Consider the following 21,365-nt stretch of genomic DNA (forward strand, 5'->3'; position numbering starts at 1 on the left):
CCATGGGGCGCCCGCTGCCCCGGCACGCTCCGGCGGCTCGGGCGTTAGGCGGATACCACGAAGGACGAGGCCAGCATGAACGCACCGACCAGCGCGAAGACGGCCAAGGCCGCCCCGGCGACCGGCGTCGAGGCCCTTCCGGCGGCCTTCGCCCCCCGGGCGGAGGGGCCGCGGATCTACAACCTGTTCCCGCTGCTCGTCGGTCGCGTCTCGGACTGGACGGCCGAACTGCCGCGCATCGCCGGCCTCGGCTTCGACTGGGTCTATCTCAACCCGTTCCACCAGACCGGCGGCTCGGGCAGCCTCTACGCGGTGGCCGATCCCGACCGGCTCGACGACCGATTCCGCGACCCGGACGGCCGAACGGACGACGACCAGATCCGCGACTTCTGCGCGGCAGCGACCGCGCAAGGCCTGAAGGTGATGACAGATCTCGTCATCAACCACGCCGCCAACGACGGCCGCCTCGCCCGCGACCGCCCGGACCTCTTCGCCAAGAACCCGGACGGCAGCATCGCGAGCCCGTTCGCGGTCGATCCGGACGATCCGGCCAAGCGCACCGTCTGGGGGGATCTCGCCGAGTTCGACTACCACTCCGAGCACGCACGGGCCGAGCTGACCCGGATCTGGGCCGGTTATGTCGCCCATCTCCAGGGGCTCGGCGTGGCGGGGTTCCGCTGCGATGCCGCCTACATGGTCCCGGCCGAGACCTGGCGCACCATCATCGCGTCCGCCAAGGGACGCGACCCCGAGAGCCTGTTCGCCGCCGAGACCCTCGGCTGCACCTTCGCGCAGGCCCGCGACACGGCCGGCGCCGGCTTCGACTACCTGTTCAACTCCTTCGCCTGGTGGGACCTGAAGAAGCCCTGGGCGCTGGAGCAGTACGAGCGCCTGCGCGTGCTCGCGCCCTCCATCGCCTTCCCCGAGAACCACGATATGGGCCGGCTCGCCGCCGAGGTGGTCGGCGGCCCGGCCGAGATCAGGGCGCATCTGCGCGCCCGCTACGCGCTCGCCGCCTTCTTCTCCGCCGGCGTGCTGATGCCGATCGGCTACGAATGGGGCTATCGCCGCAGGCTGCACGTGGTCGACACCACGCCCGCCTCGCGCGAGAGCGACACCGGCATCGACATCTCGGCCTCCATCGCCGCGATCAACCGCCTGAGGGCCGAATTGCCGGCCGCCAATGTCGAGGGCGCGCAGACGAGCCTGTCCGCGCCGGATTCCGACGTGATCGCCCTGATCCGCTACGATACCGGCCACCATGCCTCGGCCCGCAGCGCCGTGCTGGTGCTCTACAACCCGACCGGCCGCCCGCTCCCCGTCGATGCCGGCACGCTGATCGCCCGTGCGGGCGGCCTGCTCGGGCCCTTCGTGGACCGCACGCCGGAGGCCGAGCCCATCGCCTTCCACCCGGGCAGCGCGATCGACCTCGCGCCGGGCGAGCTTCGGATCATCGCGGCCGAGGCCGCCAAGGTGGCCCGCCTGCCCACCAACGACCGGCCCGAGGGCAGGGGCCGCGTGGTCATCGAGGCCGTGAGCCCGGAACTCGACGGCGGGCGCTCGGCGGTGAAGCGCGTGGTCGGCGAGTCCCTGCGCGTCGAGGCCGACATCTTCTCCGACGGCCACGAGATCATCGACGCGGCCATCCTGTCGCGCGTCGCCGGCACCGAGGACTGGCGCCGCGACCCGATGGTCTTCGTCGACAACGACCGCTGGGGCGGCCAATTCCCCCTCGAGCGGAACGCCCGCTACGAGTACACGATCGAGGCGTGGCGCGACGGCTTCTCCTCGTGGATGCGCGACACCCTGAAGAAGCGCGACGCCGGGGTGGACGTGCGTCTGGAGACCATCGAGGGCGTCGCCCTGGTCCAGAACGCCGCCGACCTCGCCACGGGCCGCGACAAGGACCGCCTCGCCGCCCTGGTCGCCGCCCTCGCCGCCGAGGAGAGCGGCTCGCCCGCGCAGCTCGACCGCATCCTCCAGCCGGACGCGGTGCGGCTGGTGCGGGCCCATGCCGAGCGGGTGAACCTCTCGCGCTATCCGGTGATCCTGCCGGTGATCGCCGACCGCCTCGCCGCGCGCTTCTCGGCCTGGTACGAGATCTTCCCCCGCTCGCAATCCATGGATCCGAACCGGCACGGCACCTTCCAGGACGTGATCCGCCGCCTGCCCGAGATCCGCGAGCTCGGCTTCGACGTGCTCTACTTCACGCCGATCCATCCGGTCGGCCGCACCAACCGCAAGGGCAAGAACAACACGCTGAAGGCTGAAGCGGGCGATGTCGGCTCGGTCTACGCGGTCGGCGCGGAGGAGGGCGGCCACGAAGCCGTGCACCCGGACCTCGGCACCTTCGAGGATTTCGAGCAGCTCGTCGCCGCAAGCCACGCCTACGGCATGGAGATCGCCCTCGACTTCGCGATCCAGTGCTCCCCCGACCATCCCTGGATCAAGAACCATCCCGAATGGTTCGAGTGGCGGCCGGACGGCACGCTGAAATTCGCCGAGAACCCGCCGAAGAAGTACGAGGACATCTCCAACGTCCATTTCTACGGCGGCGCGCTGCCCTCGCTCTGGATCGAGCTGCGCGACATCCTGCTCGGCTGGTGTGCCCGCGGCGTGCGCATCTTCCGGGTCGACAACCCGCACACCAAGCCGATCCCGTTCTGGGAATGGGTGATCGGCGAGGTCAACGGCACCTATCCGGACGCGATCTTCCTCGCCGAGGCCTTCACGCGGCCCAAGATGATGAAGAAGCTCGCCAAAGCCGGCTATCAGCAGAGCTATACCTACTTCACCTGGCGAAACACCAAGCAGGAACTCACCGAATACGCCCTCGAGCTCGCGGGCGAGATGGGCGAGTACTACCGGCCGAACTTCTTCGCCAACACGCCGGACATCAACCCGTACTTCCTCCAGACCAGCGGACGGCCGGGTTTCGTGATCCGGGCGACGCTGGCCGCGACGCTCTCATCCGTCTACGGCATCTATAACGGCTTCGAGATGTGTGAGGCGGCGCCGTATCCCGGCAAGGAAGAGTACCTCAATTCGGAGAAGTACGAGCTGAAGGCCTGGGATTACCACCGTCCCGGCAACATCCGCGAGCACGTGATCAAGCTGAACCAGATCCGCCGCGAGAACCCGGCACTCTGGGACTTCCGCAACATCCATTTCACCGGCGCTTTCAACGACTCCATCATCGCCTACGCGAAGGTGACGCCGGAACGCGACAACTGCATCTTCGTGATGGTGAACCTCGATCCGAAAAGCCGCCAGGAATGCACCTACGAGGTGCCGCTCTGGCTGCTCGGCCTGCCCGACGACGGCGCAGTCGCGGTGGAAGACCTGCTCCAGGGCTATACCTTCGAGCTGCGTGGCAAGTCCCATCGTATCGCCCTCGATCCGGCGGAACGCTCCTGCATTGTCTGGCGCCTGGCGCTGCCACGTCGGGTTGCGGGATGAGGCGCCCCGTGCGACCAGACACCGACGCGGCGTGGCTCGCCGCGCTCTCGCCGAGATGATGCACGCAAGCTGCATCGCCCCCGTTCACGCCTCGACTCTGGTCGGGCGGGATCGGCTCCGCCCTGACCCGACGCATGAGGCAGCGACGCGATGATCGATCGCACCGATCCGCAGTGGTACCGAGACGCCATCATCTATCAGATCCACGTCAAGTCGTTCTTCGACTCGAACAATGACGGGATCGGTGACTTCGCGGGCCTGACCCAGCGGCTCGATTACGTGCGCGATCTCGGCGTCACCGCGATCTGGTTGATGCCGTTCTACCCGTCCCCGCTGCGCGACGACGGCTACGACATCGCCGATTATCGCGACATCAACCCGTCCTACGGCACCATGGAGGACTTCAAGGCCTTCGTGGAGGCGGCCCACGCCCGGGGGCTGCGAGTCATCACCGAGCTCGTCATCAACCACACCTCGGACCAGCATCCCTGGTTCCAACGCGCGCGCGAGGCGCCTCCCGGCTCGCCGGAACGCAACTTCTACGTCTGGTCCGACACCGACGAGCCCTACAGCGACACGCGCATCATCTTCCTCGATACCGAGGTCTCGAACTGGACCTGGGACCCGGTCGCCAAGCAGTATTTCTGGCACCGCTTCTACTCGCACCAGCCGGATCTCAACTTCGACAACCCGGCCGTGCTGGAGGCCGTGATCGAGGTGATGCGCTACTGGCTCGACATGGGCGTGGACGGACTGCGCCTCGACGCGATCCCCTACCTGATCGAGCGCGACGGCACGAACTGCGAGAACCTCAAGGAGACGCACGACGTCATCAAGGCGATCCGCGCCGCCCTCGACGCGAGCTATCCCGACCGGATGCTGCTCGCCGAGGCGAACCAGTGGCCGGAGGAGACGGCGCAGTATTTCGGCGACGGCGACGAGTGCCACATGGCGTTCCACTTCCCGCTGATGCCGCGCATGTACATGGCGATCGCCCGCGAGGACCGGCATCCGATCACCGACATCATGCGGCAGACCCCGGAGATCCCGGAAGGCTGCCAATGGGCCATCTTCCTGCGCAACCACGACGAGCTGACGCTCGAGATGGTCACCGCGGAGGAGCGTGACTACCTGTGGTCGTTCTACGCCGCCGAGCGCCGCGCCCGCATCAATCTCGGCATCCGCCGCCGCCTCGCGCCGCTGCTGGAGAACGATCGGCGCAAGATCGAGCTGATGAAGTCCCTCGTCCTGTCGATGCCCGGCACGCCGGTGCTCTATTACGGCGACGAGATCGGCATGGGCGACAACATCTATCTCGGCGACCGCGACGGCGTCCGCACGCCGATGCAATGGTCGCCGGACCGCAACGGCGGCTTCTCGCGGGCGAACCCGCAGAAGCTGTTCCTGCCCTCCGTGCAGGACCCGATCTACGGCTTCGACGCGATCAACGTCGAGGCGCAGACCCAGGCGCAGACCAGCCTGCTGAACTGGACGCGGCGCATGATCGCGATCCGCAACAACTCGGTCGCGCTCGGGCGCGGCACGATCCAGTTCCTCTACCCGTCGAACCGCAAGGTGCTCGCCTGGATCCGCGAGTTCGAGGGCGAGCGCATCCTCTGCGTCGCGAACCTGTCCCGCGCGCCCCAGGCGGTGCAGCTCGACCTGTCGGAGTTGCGCAGCGCCGTCCCGATCGAGCTGACCGGCGGCACGGAGTTCCCGCCGATCGGCGAGTTGCCCTACCTGCTGACGCTGCCCTCCTACGGCTTCTACTGGTTCTCCCTGTCGAGCGCGAATACCGGCGCGGTCGGCCCGCAGCAGGAGCCTCCGGAACTGTTCACGCTGGTGCTCACCGGCGGCATCGAATCGCTGGTGGCGGGCCGCGAGCGCACCGCCTTTGAGCGGACCGTGATCCCGCCCTTCCTCAGCACCCGGCGCTGGTTCGGCGCCAAGGGGTCGCGCATCAAGGGCGTGCAGATCGTCGACTGCGCCGTGGTCAAGGAGAGCGGCGGCGAGGCCCGCTTCCTGCTGCCGCGCGTCGCCGTCCAGCTCTCGACCGGCGAGCGGCAGGACTATTTCGTGCCCGTCGGCGTCGACGAGGGCCGCGAGGACGAGACGCTGATGCCGTTCGCGGTGGCGCGCGTCCGACGCGGCCCCCGCACCGGCCTGCTCTACGGCGCCGCCGGCTCCGACGACTTCGCGATCTGCCTGATCGAGGGCATGCGCGCCGGTCGCGAGATCCCGACCGAGAACGGCCGGCTCGTCTTCTCGAAGACCTCGGCTTTCGAGCCCGAGATGACCTTCGAGGCCGGCGAGGTGCGCCGCCTCTCGGCCGAGCAGAGCAACACCTCCATCGCCATCGGCTCAAAGATGATGCTCAAGCTGCTGCGCCGCCTGCAGCCGGGCACGCATCCCGAGATCGAGGTCGGCCGCTTCCTCACCGAAGTCGCGCAGTTCACCAACACCCCGGCGCTGCTCGGCACCCTGGAGCATGTGGCCGAGGACGGCACCCGCACCGCCCTCGCCGTGCTGCAGCGCTTCGTCCTCAATCAGGGCGATGCCTGGACGGTGATGCTGGAGGGCCTGCGCCGCGACTTCGAGACGGTGGTGCTCGCCCCCGAGAGCGAGGCACCGAGCCCCGAGGACGCCTTCAGCGCGCATCTGCGCTGGGCAGACCTGCTCGGCCGCCGCACGGCCGAGATGCACCGGGCTCTGGCCGCGCCGAGCGACGACCCGGCCTTCACGCCCGAGCCCTTCACGGATGAGGACGTGGCGGTTCTCGCCCGCGACGCCCGGCTCCAGGCCGATCGGGCCTTCCGGGGCATGAAGCTCGTGGTCGAGCGCGGGCTCGACCGCCCGGCGGTGACAGAGCTGCACGGCCGCCGCCGCGAGATCGACGCCCTGATCGAGCGCCTGGCGTCCGCCACCCCGCGCGGCGCGCAGCGGACGCGCATCCACGGCGACTTCCATCTCGGCCAGGTGCTGGTCTCGGAGGGCGACCTGATCATCGTCGACTTCGAGGGGGAGCCCTCACGGCCCGCGGAGGAGCGCCGGGCCAAGTCGACGGCGATGCGCGACGTCGCCGGGATGCTGCGCTCCTTCGCCTACGGCGCCGAGACCGTGATCCGCGAGATCGCGAGCCGCTTCGCCGATTCCGAGGGGCGCGGGCGCGCCGCGGCCGTGGCTTGGCGCAGCATGATCGAGCAGGCGTTCCTCGCCGGCTACGGCGACGCGGTCGCGGGCAGCCCCGCGGCGGTGACGGAGCCCGAGACCGAAGCCGCGCTGCTGCGCCTCTGCCTGTTGATCAAGGCTCTCTACGAGATCGATTACGAGGCCAACAACCGCCCGGACTGGATCGAAATTCCCGCACGTGGGGTTCTCGATATTCTGGACGCAGGCATGAAAGGCGACTGAATGACGGCGATCGACGAGAGCTTCGCGACCGGGACCGAGCGCGGATCGGCCGCTCCCACCGCCGAGGCCCCGCCGCCCGCCGCGCCTGCGCGCTCCGGGCTCCATCCGGACGCGATCAAGGCCATGATGGCCGCCGATCATGGCGATCCCTTCTCGGTGCTCGGCCCCCATCAGGTGGGGCCGGGCGCCTGGGAGGTCCGCGCCGTCCTGCCCGAGGCGCGCAGTGCCACGCTCCTCGTCGGCGGCACCCGCGTCTCGTTCGAGCGGCGCCATCCGGACGGATTCTTCGTCGCTCCCGTGAAGAGCGAGGGCCGGCCCCTCTACGAGATCGAGGTCGAGCTCTGGGACGGCACCACCCGCCGCCGCTACGACCCCTACAGCTTCGGCTCCTCCCTGGAGCAGCACGACGTCTCGACCCTGCGCGAGCCGGGCACCAACCTCGTCTACCGGGTGCTCGGCGCCCAGCGCGGCCGGCTCGACGGCATCGACGGGTTCCGCTTCGCCGTCTGGGCACCGAACGCGCGTCGCGTGAGCATCGTCGGCGATTTCAACGAGTGGGATGGACGCCGCCACCCGATGCGGCTCTGGCAGGATGGCGGCATCTGGGAGCTGTTCGTCCCCGGCCTGGTGGCCGGACAGAGCTACAAGTTCGAGATCCGCGGGCCCGACGGCTCATTGCTGCCGCTCAAGGCCGACCCGCTCGCCTTCCGCGCCCAGCACCCGCCGGAGACCGCCTCGGTCCTGCACGGCACCTCCGACATCGTCTGGCACGACAAGGCCTGGATGGAATCGCGCGGCAAGCGCGATCCGCGCCACGCGCCGATGTCGATCTACGAGGTCCATCTCGGCTCCTGGGCGCGGGTGCCCGACGAGGGCAACCGCTACCTGACCTACAAGGAACTCGCCGACCGGCTCATCCCCTACGTCAAGGAGATGGGCTTCACCCATATCGAGATGCTGCCGATCACGGAGTTCCCGTTCGACGGCTCCTGGGGCTACCAGCCGGTCTCGCTCTTCGCGCCGACGAGCCGCTTCGGCACGCCGGAGGATTTCGCGGCCTTCGTGGACGCGGCGCACGAGGCCGGCATCGGCATCCTGCTCGACTGGGTGCCCGGCCACTTCCCGCTCGACGCGCACGGCCTCGGCCTGTTCGACGGCACGCATCTCTACGAGCATGCCGACCCGCGCCAGGGCTTCCACCAGGATTGGGGCACCTACATCTACAATTTCGGCCGGGCCGAGGTCGCGACCTTCCTCACCGCCAACGCGCGCTTCTGGCTGGAGCACTACCATCTCGACGGCCTGCGCGTGGATGCCGTCGCCTCGATGCTCTACCTCGACTACTCGCGGCGGCCGGGCGAGTGGATCCCCAACCAGTATGGCGGCAACGAGAATCTCGACGCCATCAACTTCATGCGCAAGACCAACGAGGCGACCTACAGCCACGCGCCGGGGACGATCACCGTGGCGGAGGAATCGACCTCCTGGCCCGGCGTCTCGCACCCGACCTATACGGGCGGCCTCGGATTCGGCTTCAAGTGGAACATGGGGTGGATGCACGACACCCTCGAGTTCATCTCGAAGGAGCCGGTCCACCGGCGCTACCACCACCACGACCTGACCTTCGGCCTGCTCTACGCCTTCTCCGAGAACTTCGTGCTGCCGCTCTCCCACGACGAGGTCGTGCACGGGAAGGGCTCGCTTCTCGGCAAGATGCCCGGCGACCGCTGGCAGAAATTCGCGAACCTGCGCGCCTATTTCGGCTTCATGTGGGGGCATCCGGGCAAGAAGCTGCTCTTCATGGGCGGCGAGTTCGGCCAGGAGCGCGAGTGGAACCACAACCAGTCGTTGGATTGGCACCTGCTCGACGACCCGCTGCACCGCGGCGTCAAGGACGCGATCCGCGACCTCAACCACCTCTACCAGGCGACGCCCGCGCTCTACGCACGGGATGTCGAGCCCGGCGGATTCCAGTGGCTGGTGGCCGACGACCAGGACAACAGCGTCATCGCCTGGGCCCGCAAGGGCAAGGAGCCGGGCGAGGTCGCGGTGGTGGTCTCGAACTTCACGCCCGTGCCGCGCGAGGGCTACCGCATCGGCGTGCCGGAGCCGGGCTTCTATCGCGAGGCCTTCAACTCGGACGCCGAGTCCTATGGCGGCTCGAACATGGGCAACATGGGCGGCCGCCACAGCGAGGACGCCCCGAGCCACGGCTGCGCCCAATCCCTCGGCCTGACGCTGCCGCCGCTCTCCACGACGATCTTCGTGCTGCAGCGCTGAGGCCCGCAGCGGCCTGACCGCGCTCTCCCTCCCCCTCTGCGGGGGGAGGGTGCCGCGCCTCGTCCAGCCCCGCTACCGCGCCAGCACCTTGGCGGCGTCGCGCGTGGTCGCGACGGCGTCCGAGACCCGCGTCACGGCCTCGCCGATCGCGCCGATATTGCCGGTGATCGAGCCCACCGCGTCGGCGGCATGCTGCATGTTCTCGGCGAGGTCGCGCGTCACCGCGCTCTGCTCCTCGATCGCGGCGGCGGTCGCCACCACGGTCTCGCGCATCACCCCGACCGAGCCGCGGATCGAGCCCAGTGCGTCGACCACCTCCTTGGAGACGACCTGGATGCTGCTGATCTCGGCGTTGATCTGCTCGGTCGCCCGCGCCGCCTGATCGGCGAGCGCCTTCACCTCGGAGGCCACCACGGCGAAGCCGCGGCCGGCATCGCCGGCGCGGGCCGCCTCGATCGTGGCGTTGAGGGCGAGCAGGTTGATCTGGCCGGCGATGGTCTGGATCAGCCCGACGATGCCCGTCATCGCGGTCGCCGTCTCGGCGAGCCGCTTGGTCTGGCTGTCCGCCGCCTGGACGCGGTCGTAGGCCATGTCCGTCGCGCCCTGCGAGCGCATGATGCTCTGGGACATCTCGCGGACCGAGGCGGCGAGTTCCTCGGCGGCCGCGGCGACCATCTGCACGGTGCCGGAGGTCGCGTCCGCCGCTGTGGAAGCGTCGGTCGCGGCCCGGGAGGAGCGCTGCACGGCCCCTTCGATCTCCCCGAAGTTCCGGTCGATCAGGGTGCGCAGGCTCGCGAGCAGGCGGACCTGCTCGGTGATGTCGGTGGCGAACTTCACCACCTTGTAGGGCCGGCCCGCCGCGTCGAGGATCGGGTTGTAGGAGGCCTGGATCCAGATCTCGCGCCCGTCCTTGCCGATGCGGCGGAACTGCGCGGCCTGGTAGGTGCCGCCGCGCAGGCCGGCCCAGAAGGCGGCGTATTCGGGGCTCGCCGCATAGGCCGGGTCGACGAACAGGCTGTGATGACGCCCGACGATCTCCTCGCGCCGGTAGCCGACGACGGCGAGGAAGTTCTCGTTCGCGTCGAGGATGGTGCCGTCGAGGTCGAAGGCGATCACCGCCTGCGCCTTGTGGAGCGCCGCGATCTGGCCGGCCAGATCGGCATCCAGGGCCTTCTGGCGGGTGATGTCGGTGGCGAACTTCACCACCTTGTAGGGCCGGCCGGAGGCGTCGAGGATCGGGTTGTAGGCGGCCTCGATCCAGACCTCGCGCCCGTCCTTGGTGATCCGGCGGAACTGCGCCGCCGCGCCCGCGCCGGAGCGCAGCCGCTCCCAGAAGGCGCGGTAATCCGGCGATTGCCGCTGCTCGGGCGCCACGAAGATCGCGTGCGGACGCCCGACGATCTCGGGCAGGGCATAGCCCATGACGCGCAGAAAATTCTCGTTGGCCGTGAGCACGGTGCCGTCGAGATCGAACTCGATCACCGCTTGCACGCGATCGAGGGCGACGAGCTTCGCGCGCTCCTCGCGCGATTTCCTGGCTGTGAACATCATCGTCTCGCGGGCGGCCGTGTGGCTCGGCCGGGTGCGGCGTCCGGCGGTCGCACCCTGCCGCCGGTCTCGATCGGTCGATCGATTCGACCTATGGTTGTAAAATGCAGGTTAACATTCGATTGAGGCCGACAGCGCTCCGCCCGCCCGGCGGGACTGCATCCATCAAGGATGCGTTTACCAATCCGGCACAGGATCGCGGCCGGCGCGCAGGATTCCCGCCGCACGCCCCGGAGACGCGTCCCCAGCCATGATGTCCCGCGCGGAACGCACGCCCCTGACGGATTGGTGGTGGACCGTCGATCGCAGCCTGCTGGCGGCCCTGGGCTGCCTGATGGTGGCCGGCCTCGTCTTCCTGATGGGCGGCGGCCCGCCGGTGGCCGAGCGCATCGGCCTGCCGACCTTCTACTTCCTCAACCGTCAGGCGATCTATCTCGTCCCGACGATCCTGCTGATCTGCGCCGTCTCCTTCCTGTCGCTGCGCGGCGTGCGCCGGCTCGCGCTCATCACCTGGGCCGTGGGCGTCGTCCTCTGCGTCGTCGCGGCCAAGTTCGGCCCCGAGATCAAGGGCGCGCATCGCTGGATCCAGTTCGGCTCGCTCGGCCTGCAGCCCTCGGAATTCGTGAAGCCGTCCTTCGTGGTGGTGGCGGCCTGGGCCTTCTCGGAGGGCGCGCAGCGCCGCGACATGCCCGGCGGCATCCTGGGGATGCTGCTCCTGCCCGTGACCATCGTGCCGCTGCTCCTGCAGCCCGATTTCGGGCAGACGATGCTGATCACGCTGGTGTGGTGCGCCTTGTTCTTCGTCGCCGGCCTGCACCTGATCTGGGTGGGCGCGCTCGGCCTCATCGGCATGGCCGGGGTGTTCGCCGCCTACACCTTCTTCCACCACGTGCGGGAGCGCATCGAGCGCTTCCTCGACAAGGATTCGGGTGACAGCTTCCAAGTGTTCTGGTCGCAGGAATCCTTCCGGTCCGGCAGCTGGTTCGGGACGGGTCCGGGGGAGGGGGTGGCCAAGCGCCACCTCCCCGATGCACATACCGACTTCATCTTCTCCGTCACCGGCGAGGAATTCGGCGTGCTGGTCTGCCTCGGCCTCGTGGCCCTCTTCGCCTATATCGTGCTGCGCTGCCTGAAGCAGGCGCGCCGGACCGACGACACCTTCTCGCGGCTCGCGATCACCGGGCTCACCACGCTGTTCGGCCTGCAGGCCTGCATCAACATGGCGGTGAACACCCAGCTCATGCCGGCCAAAGGCATGACGCTGCCCTTCGTCTCCTATGGCGGCTCCTCGCTGATCTCGTTGGCGCTCGGCATGGGCTTCCTCGTGGCGCTCACCCGCAAGCGCCCGCGCAGCACGCTTCTCAGCCAGAAGCCGCCCGGCACCGCGCCGGCCACCGTCGCCGGGGTGATGCGGTGACGGTCTTCACCCCCACGATCCTGCTCTGCGCAGGGGGCACCGGCGGCCACCTCTTCCCCGCCGAGAGCCTCGCCCACGCGCTGCGCGCCCGCGGCATCCGAGTGGCGCTCGCCACCGATGCCCGGGTCGACGCGCTGAAGGGCGAGTTCCCGGCCTCGGAGATCGTGACCATCCCCTCGGCGACGCCGTCGGGGCGCAACCTCGTCAAGCGGGCGCGGGCCGTGCTGACCCTGGGCCGCGGCTTCGGCGTCGCCGCCCGGGAGGTCAAGCGCATCAACCCGGCGGCGGTGGTCGGCTTCGGCGGCTATCCGACCGTGCCGCCCGTGCTGGCCGCGCAACTCCTGCGCGTGCCCACCGTGCTGCACGAGCAGAACGCGGTGATGGGCCGGGCCAACGCCTTCCTGGCCCGGGGCGCCCGCACCATCGCCACCGGCTTCGCGGAGGTGCGCGGCGTCCCGGCCAAGGCCACCGCGCCGCGCATCCACACCGGCAACCCCTTGCGCCCCGCCGTGATCGAGGCGGCGCGGACGCCGTATCCGGCGCTGGCCCCGGACGGCACGCTGCGCCTCCTCGTCTTCGGCGGCAGCCAGGGTGCGCGGGTGATGGGCGAGGTGGTGCCGAAGGCGCTGGCGCAGCTGCCAGCGGACCTGCGCGCGCGCCTTCACCTCGTCCAGCAGGTCCGGCCGGAGGACCTCACCGCCGTCCAGAACGACTATCTCGCCATGGGCCTCGCCGGCCTCGAGGCCGCGCCCTTCTTCAAGGACCTGCCCGGCCGCATGGCCGCGAGCCACCTCGTGGTCTCGCGCTCGGGCGCCTCGACGGTCTCGGAGCTCGCCGCGATCGGTCGGCCCGCGATCCTGGTGCCGCTGCCGGGCGCCCTCGATCAGGACCAGGCGGCCAACGCCGCGACGCTCGCGGCCATCGGCGCGGCCCTGAGCCTGCCGCAGACCGCCTTCACCCCGGACCGCCTCACGGCGGAGCTGGTCGATGCATTCGAAAATCCCGAAAAATTGACCCGCGCGGCGGAGGCGGCCAAAAGCGCCGGGATCCACGACGCCGCCGAGCGGCTCGCCACCGTGGTCGCCGAGACGGCCGCGCGCACCTGATTCTCACCTGATTCTTCAGGGATACCGCTCTCTGCGGATCCTGCGACACGACGGTTCGACCCATGAAGCTGCCCGACAAGCTCGGCCCCATCCACTTCATCGGCATCGGCGGCATCGGCATGTCCGGCATCGCCGAGGTCATGCACAATCTCGGCTACACGGTGCAGGGCTCGGACGCCTCCGACAACGCCAATGTGCGCCGCCTGGCGGACAAGGGCATGCGCACCTTCGTCGGCCACGACGCCGCGAACGTGGAGGAGGCGGCCCTCGTCGTGGTCTCGACCGCGATCCGCCGCGACAACCCGGAGCTGAAGGCCGCCCGCGAGCGCCGTCTCCCGGTGGTGCGCCGCGCCGAGATGCTGGCCGAGCTGATGCGCTTCAAGTCCTGCGTCGCCATCGCCGGCACGCATGGCAAGACCACGACGACCTCCCTCGTGGCGACGCTGCTCGATGCCGGCAATCTCGATCCCACGGTCATCAACGGCGGCATCATCAACGCCTACGGCACCAATGCCCGCATGGGCGAGGGCGAATGGATGGTGGTGGAGGCCGACGAATCCGACGGCACCTTCCTGAAGCTGCCGGCGGATGTGGCCATCGTCACCAACATCGACCCTGAGCATCTCGACCATTTCGGCTCGTTCGACGCGGTCAAGGATGCCTTCCGGCGCTTCATCGACAACATCCCGTTCTACGGCTTCGCGGTGATGTGCATCGACCATCCCGTGGTGCAGGACCTCGTCGGCCATATCGAGGACCGGCGCATCATCACCTACGGCGAGAACCCGCAGGCGGACGTGCGCCTGATCGACGTCGACCTGCGCGGCGGCCAGAGCCGCTTCCGCGTGATGATCCGCGATCGGCGACCGGGCTACCGGATGGAGATGGAGGATCTCGTCCTGCCGATGCCGGGCAAGCACAACGCGCTCAACGCGACCGCGGCGCTCGCCGTGGCGCATGAGCTCGGCGTGAAACCGGAGGCGATCCGGCAGGCGCTGGCCGGCTTCGGCGGCGTCAAGCGCCGCTTCACCCGCACCGGCGAGTGGAATGGCGCCGCGATCTTCGACGATTACGGGCACCATCCGGTGGAGATCAAGGCGGTGCTGAAGGCCGCCCGCGCCTCGACCGAGCACGGGGTCATCGCCGTCGTCCAGCCGCACCGCTACAGCCGCCTGCAATCGCTGTTCGACGATTTCTGCACCTGTTTCAACGACGCCGATACCGTGATCGTCGCCCCCGTCTACGCGGCGGGCGAGCAGCCGATCGAGGGCATCGACCGTGACAGCCTGGTCGCGGGTCTCCGCTCCCGCGGGCACCGCGACGCGCAGGCGCTGGAGCGGCCCGAGGATCTGCCGCGGATCGTCGCGGGGCTGGCCAAGCCCGGCGACTATGTCGTCTGCCTCGGCGCCGGCAACATCACCCAATGGGCCTACGCGCTGCCGGGCGACCTCGCCGCGCTGAAGGGGTGAGGCGCGTGCCTGCCGCTCATGCCGCTTCCGGCCGAATGTCCTCGACGTCCACGTCGAGGGCCCCGGCGAGCCGTTCGTAGAGCGCCGGCTCTGCCGTGGCCTCGTTCCGCTCAAGCGTCGCGATGCGCGCCTCGGGAACCCCGCCCGCCTTCGCGAGGGCCGCAACCGTGAGGCCGCGGCGCTCCCGCCAGAAGGCGAGGGGGCTCGGCGCGGCGCGCAGGGCGTCGAGATCCGCCTCGCTCAGGAGTTCGTCGGCGCCGGCCTCAAGCCGGGCCGCCGACTCGTCCACGAGCTTTGCGTCGAGGGCATCCTCAGCCAGTTCGCGCAGGCGCTCGAACTCGGCCTCGGGCAGAATCACGATGGCCTCGCCCGAGGGCGTCCGTGTTCGCACGATCGTCACGGTCACGCTCCTATCCGTAGATCGAGCCGCGCGGGCCGACGGCATGGACAATGATCCGATCCGCCTCGATCGTGAAGACCGCGCGCCAGTCTCCGATCCGCAGGCGGCAGCGTTCTCCCTCGCCTTTCAGCGTCTTGACGTTGTTGGCGAGGCTCGCCGGGTCCGACGCGTACTGCCGCAGCTTCCTGCGGATCAGATCCTCCGTATCGCGGGGCATCCGGCTCAAGGTCCGCGCGGCCGCGCGCGTGAAGACAAGGTCCTTGCCCATGCCGCGTTCCCCTCACGCAAGCCGGTCCGGCCAGTGCGAAGCTTAGAGCCGCTCCCGATCGCGTTGCAATCGGGAGCGGCTCTAAGTCTTTGTCTTGGCGTGCTCTCTCACGCAGACCCGGCATCCAATTCGGCGGACAGCGCTCTCGCATGACCAACACGCTCCACGATTCCATCCGCGCCGCGGCGCCGGCCTTGCGCGGGCGCCTGCTCGCGAACCAGCCGCTCGCCGACCTCACCTGGTTCCGCGTCGGCGGGCCGGCCGAGGTGCTGTTCACACCGGCCGACGAGGAGGATCTGGGCGCCCTTCTGGCGGCGCTGGATCCAGCCGTGCCGGTCACCGTGATCGGTCTCGGCTCCAACCTGATCGTGCGCGACGGCGGCGTGCCGGGGGTGGTGATCCGTCTCGGCGGCCGAGCCTTCGGGAGCATCGCCGTGGACGGCGACACGCTCCGGGTCGGCACCGCCGTGCCCGACATGCGCCTCGCCAAGGCTGCGGCCGAGGCCGGGCTCGACGGACTCGCCTTCTTCCGCGGCATCCCGGGATCGATCGGCGGGGCGCTGCGCATGAATGCGGGCGCCCATGGCGGCGAGACCACCGACGTGCTGGTCGAGGCCCGCGGGATCGACCGGCGCGGGCAGGTCCGGACCTTCAGCCACGCCGAGATGGGCTTCACCTACCGGCACAGCGCGGCGCCCGAGGACGTCATCTTCACGAGCGCGCTGTTCCGCGGCCGTCCGGGCGAGCGCGCCGCGATCGAGGCCGAGATGGAGCGCGTCACCGCGGCCCGCGAGGCAGCCCAGCCGATCCGCGAGCGCACGGGCGGCTCCACCTTCAAGAACCCCGAAGGCGGCAAGGCCTGGCAGCTCATCGACGCGGCCGGCTGCCGAGGCCTCACCCTCGGGGGCGCCCAGGTCTCGCCCATGCACTGCAACTTCCTGATCAACCGGGCCGACGCCACCGCCGCCGACATCGAGGCTCTCGGCGAGGAGGTGCGCCGCCGCGTGCGCGAGACCTCCGGAACCGCGCTGCACTGGGAGATCCGGCGCATCGGCGTGGCCGCGGCAGCGTGAATCCCGCCCGAACTTTCGACGACCGGAGACCATCCATGCCCAAGCACGTCGCCGTCCTGATGGGGGGCACCTCCAGCGAGCGCGTGGTCTCGCTCAGCTCCGGCAATGCCTGCGCCGCCGCGCTCGAGAGCGTCGGCTACCGCGTCACCCGCGTCGATGTCGGCGCGGATATCGCCGCCGTGCTCGCCGATCTGCGCCCGGACGTGGCCTTCAACGCCCTGCACGGGCCGGCCGGCGAGGACGGCACCATCCAGGGCCTCCTGGAGATCCTGACGATCCCCTACACCCATTCCGGCGTGCTCGCCTCGGCGCTGGCCATGCACAAGGAGCGGGCCAAGGTGGTGATGAGGGCGGCCGGCGTCGCCGTGCCGGAGGGCCGCGTCGTTAACCGTGACGTGGCCGCGAAGTCACACGTCCTGCCCCCGCCCTACGTGGTCAAGCCGGTCTCGGAAGGCTCGTCCGTGGGGGTCATCATCGTGCGCGACGGGCGCTCGCACCCGCCCCAGATCCTGGCCTCGGACGAATGGACCTACGGCGAGGAAGTCCTTGTGGAGACTTACATTGCCGGCCGCGAGCTGACCTGCGCGGTGATGGGCGACACAGCCCTCGGCGTCATCGAGATCAAGCCGGCCTCGGGCGAGTGGTACGACTTCGAGGCGAAGTACGCCGAGGGGGGGTCGATCCACGTGCTGCCGGCCGACCTTAAACCAAATGTTTACCAGCGTGTCCAAGAGTTGGCGTTAACGGCGCATCAAGCACTGGGCTGCCGGGGCGTCAGCCGTGCGGACCTCCGCTACGACGATACACCGGGTGGAACCGGTGCCCTCGTCGTGCTCGAGGTCAACACGCAACCCGGTATGACCCAGACGAGCCTTGTGCCGGAGATGGCGGCCCATGCGGGCTACGGATTCGGTGAGCTCGTCCGATGGATGGTGGAGGACGCTTCTCTGGGCCGCTGAGCCCCGCCGCCCCCGGCCTCGCCGCGCGGCTGGTCTCCGGGCTCGCCGAGCGCCTGCCCCGCTCGCTCCGCCGCTCGGGGTTCAGGCCCAAGGAGCCGCTCGAGCGGCGCCTGCCCCGCGGCCTCGGCGCCGTCGCGCTGTCGGCGGCCTTCGCATCCGTCGCGCTGGCCGGCTTCGTGGCGAGCGGGCGCTATGACGGGTTCGTGGCCGAGCATGGCCGCCCCCTCGATATCGCGGCGCGGCTGGCCGGCTTCGGCGTCGAGCGCGTGACCATTTCCGGGATCTCGCGGATGTACGAGCGCGAGGTGCTGGCCGCTGCCGGGATCGACTGGCGCACCTCGGTGCCCTTCCTCGACGTCGTCGAGGTGCGCGCGCGGCTGCTCGCCGTGCCGCTGATCGCCTCGGCCTCCGTCCGCAAGATCTACCCGAACGAGATCGTGATCACGCAGGTCGAGCGCGAGCCCGCCGCCCTCTGGCAGCGGAACGGCGAGGTCAGCGTCATCGCGGCCGACGGCACCGTGATCGACACCCTGCGCGACGACCGCTACGCCAGCCTGCCGCTGGTGGTCGGCGAGGGCGCCAACGCCAAGCTCGGAGAGTACCTCGCCCTGATCGCCGCGTCGGGGGCTCTCGCCGAGCGCGTGAAGGCCGGCACCTTCGTCTCCGGCCGGCGCTGGACCCTGAAGCTCGACGGCGTCGACATCCGTCTTCCCGAATCCGATCCGGCAGCGGCGCTCAACCGCCTGGTGGAGCTGGAGCGCAACGAGCGCATCCTCGAGAAAGACATCATCGCCCTCGATCTGCGCCTCCCCGACCGCGTCGTGGTCCGCCTGACCGAAGAGGCCGCCGCTGCCCGCGCCGAGGCGCAGAAGAAGACGAAGAAGGGCACCAGTTCGTGACCGCCCTCGAGACGTCCCGCCGCCCCGCCCCAGCCCAACCCGTCGCCCGGTAGCGTTCGATGCACAGCCATCACGGCCTCACGCCCCGACTGAAGCCGCTCTCCGCACGCCGTGCGACGACACTCTCCGTGCTGGATATCGGCACGAGCAAAGTCGTCTGCCTGATCGCCGAGTTGCAGCCGGCCGAAGCGATGTCCACTCTGAAGGGCCGTACTCATCTCGCGCGCATCATCGGCATCGGCCACCAGCGCTCACTCGGCCTGAAGGGCGGCGCCATCGTCGATCTCGAGGCCGCCGAGGGCGCGATCCGGCAGGCCGTCCACGCTGCCGAGCGCATGGCGAAGGTCGAGGTCCAGTCGGTCATCGTGAACATGTCGGGCGGACGGCTCGCGTCGCAGCATTTCCAGGCCCGGGTGAACGTCCGCACCGGCACGGTCACCGGCCACGACGTGGAGCGCGTGCTCGAGACCGCGAGTGCCCACGGCGTCAGCCCCGGCCGCGCCGTGCTGCATGCCCTGCCGACCGGCTACGCCCTGGACGGCCAGGGTGCTGTCATTGATCCCTCCGGCATGATCGGCGAGGCGCTCGGCGTGGATCTCCACGTCGTCACCGCGGAGGCTGCGGCCGCGCGCAACGTCATGCTCGCCGTCGAGCATTGCCATCTCGGCGTCGAGGCGGTTATCGCCACGCCCTACGCGGCGGGCCTCTCAGCCCTCGTCGACGACGAGGCGGAGATGGGCGTCTGCGTGGTCGACATGGGCGGCGGCACCACGAGCGTCGGCGTCTTCTCTGGCGGTCATCTCGTCCACGTGGACGCGATTGCGGTGGGCGGCCACCATGTCACCATGGACATCGCCCGCGGCCTCTCGACCCGCGTCGCGGCGGCCGAGCGGCTGAAGACACTCTATGGCTCGGCCATCGCCACGCCTTCCGACGAGCGCGACATGATCGCCGTGCACGGCGTCGGCGAGGAGGAGGGCGAGGCGCCCGCCCATGTGCCGCGCTCGCAGCTCGTGCGCATCATCAAGCCGCGAGTCGAGGAGGTGGTTGAGCTGGTCCGCGACCGCCTGCGCAACGCGGGCTTCGCGGCCCAGGCCGGGCGCCGGGTTGTGCTGACCGGCGGCGCCAGCCAGCTCGTCGGCATGCCCGAGGTCGCCCGCCGGGTGATGCAGGGCCAGGTCCGCATCGGCCGGCCGCTCGGCATCCGCGGTCTGCCCGAGGCCGCAAAGGGCCCCGCCTTCTCAGCGGCGGTCGGCCTGCTCGTCTACCCGCAGGTGGCGCACGCGGAGCATTTCGAGCCCCGCGGGCCCGGCGCCTTCGCCGCGACCGGGACCGATCGCTACCTCCCCAAGGTCGTTCGCTGGATCCGCGAAAGCTTCTGACGATTTCCCGGCTCCTCCGCGAGGGCGGGCCGATCGAGAAAATCCGGCGCCTGATGCGCCGCACGCAACACAGAGGTCACGAGAGGCTCGACACCATGGCCATTTCCCTCCAGGCGCCCGACATCCGCGAACTCAAGCCCCGTATCACCGTGTTCGGCGTCGGCGGTGCGGGCGGCAACGCCGTCAACAACATGATCGAGTCGGGCCTCCTCGGCTGCGAATTCGTGGTCGCCAACACCGACGCGCAGGCGCTCACCTCCTCGAAGGCCGAGCGGGTGATCCAGATGGGCCTCAACGTCACGCAGGGTCTTGGCGCTGGCTCGCACCCGGAGGTCGGCTCGGCCGCCGCCGACGAGGTGATCGACGAGATCCGCGACCAGCTCTCGGGCGCCCATATGTGCTTCATCACCGCAGGCATGGGCGGCGGCACCGGCACCGGCGCCGCGCCGGTCATCGCCCGGGCGGCGCGCGACATGGGCATCCTGACGGTCGGCGTCGTGACGAAGCCGTTCCAGTTCGAGGGCATGCGCCGCATGCGCACGGCCGAATCCGGCATCCAGGAGCTTCAAGCCGCGGTCGACACGCTGATCGTGATCCCGAACCAGAACCTATTCCGGGTCGCCAACGAGAAGACCACCTTCGCCGACGCCTTCGCGATGGCCGATCAGGTGCTCTACTCGGGCGTCGCCTGCATCACCGACCTGATGGTGAAGGAGGGCCTGATCAACCTCGATTTCGCCGACGTGCGCGCGATCATGCGCGGCATGGGCAAGGCGATGATGGGAACTGGCGAGGCCTCCGGCGAGAAGCGCGCCAACCGCGCGGCCGAGGCGGCCATAGCGAATCCGCTCCTCGACGATGTCTCGATGAAGGGTGCGCGCGGCCTGCTGATCTCGATCACCGGCGGATCGGACCTGACCCTCTACGAACTCGACGAGGCCGCGACCCGCATCCGTGAAGAGGTCGATCAGGACGCCAACATCATCCTGGGCGCCACCTTCGACGAGAGCCTCGACGGCATCATCCGCGTCTCGGTGGTCGCCACCGGCATCGAGCCGGCCCTGATCTCGGCGAACTCGCCGAACAACCCGGCCATTGCCGAGACCGAGCAGCGCATCGCCGAAGTCGCCGAACGCCTGCGCTCCGAGGCTCGCACCCGCGCCGCCGCTGGTCAGGCGATCCCTTCGATCCGCACCGAGACACCGCTGGCTCAGGCCCCGGCCGCTCACATCCCGGTCGCCCCGGCTCCCGCCTCGGCCCCAGTGCTGCCCTCCATGGAGGCCGCTGCCGAAGCCGCATCCCTGATGCGCGACGACGTGGTGCTGACCCATGCGCAGCCCCGGGCCGCAGCGCCCTTCGTGCCCGCTCCGGCCGCCCCTCAGCCTGAGGCCATGCCCCAGCACCATGCCGGCCCGTTCGTGCCGCCGCGCCCGGCCGCCCCGGCCGCCGCGCCGATGGCTCGAGCCCCGCGCATGCCGCAGATCCACGAGTTGCCGCCGATCGCCCAGAACCAGATCATGGCGAACCGGGCGGAGCCGGCAGCCGAGCCCGCCGACGCCAAGCGCACCTCCCTGCTGCGCCGCCTCGCCACAGTCGGCTTCGGCGGCCGGCGCGAGGAGGCCGAGCCTGCTCCGGCCCCGCGTCCCCAGCCGCGCGCCCCCCAGCCCCAGGCTCCGGCCGCTCCGGCCCCGCGC

14 protein-coding genes are annotated in these 21,365 nt (G+C 69.9%); 11 read left to right on the plus strand and 3 right to left on the minus strand.

What is annotated here, in order from left to right; genetic code table 11:
• The first annotated feature begins 75 nt into the window (after positions 1-75).
• The 3 genes from MET9862_RS16115 to glgB all read left to right on the plus strand — a co-directional run bounded on the left by MET9862_RS16115 (position 76) and on the right by glgB (position 9,150).
• A complete protein-coding gene (locus tag MET9862_RS16115) occupies positions 76-3,459 on the plus strand; it encodes a maltotransferase domain-containing protein (RefSeq protein ID WP_142583930.1) in 3,384 nt (1,127 codons plus the stop codon).
• A 150-nt stretch (positions 3,460-3,609) separates the two neighbouring features.
• Positions 3,610-6,870, plus strand: a complete 3,261-nt coding sequence (gene treS / locus MET9862_RS16120) for a maltose alpha-D-glucosyltransferase (protein WP_142583931.1) — start codon at positions 3,610-3,612, stop codon at positions 6,868-6,870.
• Positions 6,871-9,150, plus strand: coding sequence for a 1,4-alpha-glucan branching protein GlgB (gene glgB, locus MET9862_RS16125; protein ID WP_142583932.1), 2,280 nt, complete (start codon positions 6,871-6,873; stop codon positions 9,148-9,150). It abuts the gene before it with no gap.
• A gap of 72 nt (positions 9,151-9,222) precedes the next feature.
• Here glgB and MET9862_RS16130 read toward each other — a convergent pair whose 3' ends face one another.
• Complete coding sequence (locus MET9862_RS16130) at positions 9,223-10,698, minus strand: methyl-accepting chemotaxis protein (protein ID WP_142583933.1); 1,476 nt, start codon at positions 10,696-10,698, stop codon at positions 9,223-9,225.
• A gap of 250 nt (positions 10,699-10,948) precedes the next feature.
• On the opposite strand from MET9862_RS16130, the gene MET9862_RS16135 reads away from it, so the two are divergent.
• The 3 genes from MET9862_RS16135 to murC all read left to right on the plus strand — a co-directional run bounded on the left by MET9862_RS16135 (position 10,949) and on the right by murC (position 14,690).
• Positions 10,949-12,115, plus strand: a complete 1,167-nt coding sequence (locus MET9862_RS16135; protein ID WP_142583934.1) for an FtsW/RodA/SpoVE family cell cycle protein — start codon at positions 10,949-10,951, stop codon at positions 12,113-12,115.
• Positions 12,112-13,221 (plus strand): undecaprenyldiphospho-muramoylpentapeptide beta-N-acetylglucosaminyltransferase, encoded by a 1,110-nt coding sequence (murG, locus tag MET9862_RS16140; RefSeq protein ID WP_142583935.1) that lies wholly within the window; start codon positions 12,112-12,114, stop codon positions 13,219-13,221. Before MET9862_RS16135 ends, murG begins: the two co-directional genes overlap by 4 nt.
• Positions 13,222-13,283: 62 nt before the next feature.
• Positions 13,284-14,690 carry a UDP-N-acetylmuramate--L-alanine ligase gene (murC, locus tag MET9862_RS16145; RefSeq protein WP_142583936.1) on the plus strand — a complete coding sequence of 469 codons (1,407 nt, stop codon included), beginning with the start codon at positions 13,284-13,286 and terminating at the stop codon, positions 14,688-14,690.
• A 16-nt stretch (positions 14,691-14,706) separates the two neighbouring features.
• Here the strand turns inward: murC and MET9862_RS16150 are convergent, their stop codons facing one another.
• Both MET9862_RS16150 and MET9862_RS16155 read right to left on the minus strand, forming a co-directional pair.
• Complete coding sequence (locus tag MET9862_RS16150; RefSeq protein ID WP_244612743.1) at positions 14,707-15,096, minus strand: helix-turn-helix transcriptional regulator; 390 nt, start codon at positions 15,094-15,096, stop codon at positions 14,707-14,709.
• Positions 15,097-15,100: 4 nt separating this feature from the next.
• Positions 15,101-15,358, minus strand: a complete 258-nt coding sequence (locus MET9862_RS16155; RefSeq protein ID WP_142583937.1) for a type II toxin-antitoxin system RelE family toxin — start codon at positions 15,356-15,358, stop codon at positions 15,101-15,103.
• 149 nt (positions 15,359-15,507) lie between these two features.
• On the opposite strand from MET9862_RS16155, the gene murB reads away from it, so the two are divergent.
• The 5 genes from murB to ftsZ form a co-directional block, all read left to right on the plus strand.
• Positions 15,508-16,431 (plus strand): UDP-N-acetylmuramate dehydrogenase, encoded by a 924-nt coding sequence (gene murB, locus MET9862_RS16160; RefSeq protein WP_142583938.1) that lies wholly within the window; start codon positions 15,508-15,510, stop codon positions 16,429-16,431.
• 35 nt (positions 16,432-16,466) lie between these two features.
• Entirely contained in the window at positions 16,467-17,390 is a 924-nt protein-coding gene (locus MET9862_RS16165) for a D-alanine--D-alanine ligase (protein WP_142583939.1), read from the plus strand.
• Positions 17,357-18,289, plus strand: a complete 933-nt coding sequence (locus MET9862_RS16170) for a cell division protein FtsQ/DivIB (RefSeq protein ID WP_142583940.1) — start codon at positions 17,357-17,359, stop codon at positions 18,287-18,289. The genes MET9862_RS16165 and MET9862_RS16170 overlap by 34 nt, the downstream gene beginning before the upstream one ends.
• A 59-nt stretch (positions 18,290-18,348) precedes the next feature.
• Positions 18,349-19,671 carry a cell division protein FtsA gene (gene ftsA / locus MET9862_RS16175; protein WP_142583941.1) on the plus strand — a complete coding sequence of 441 codons (1,323 nt, stop codon included), beginning with the start codon at positions 18,349-18,351 and terminating at the stop codon, positions 19,669-19,671.
• A gap of 95 nt (positions 19,672-19,766) precedes the next feature.
• Positions 19,767-21,365 (plus strand): cell division protein FtsZ (gene ftsZ / locus MET9862_RS16180; RefSeq protein ID WP_142583942.1); only part of this gene is annotated, 1,599 nt, incomplete at its 3' end.

The organism is Methylobacterium symbioticum, assembly GCF_902141845.1.
Classification (GTDB): Bacteria; Pseudomonadota; Alphaproteobacteria; order Rhizobiales; family Beijerinckiaceae; genus Methylobacterium; species Methylobacterium symbioticum.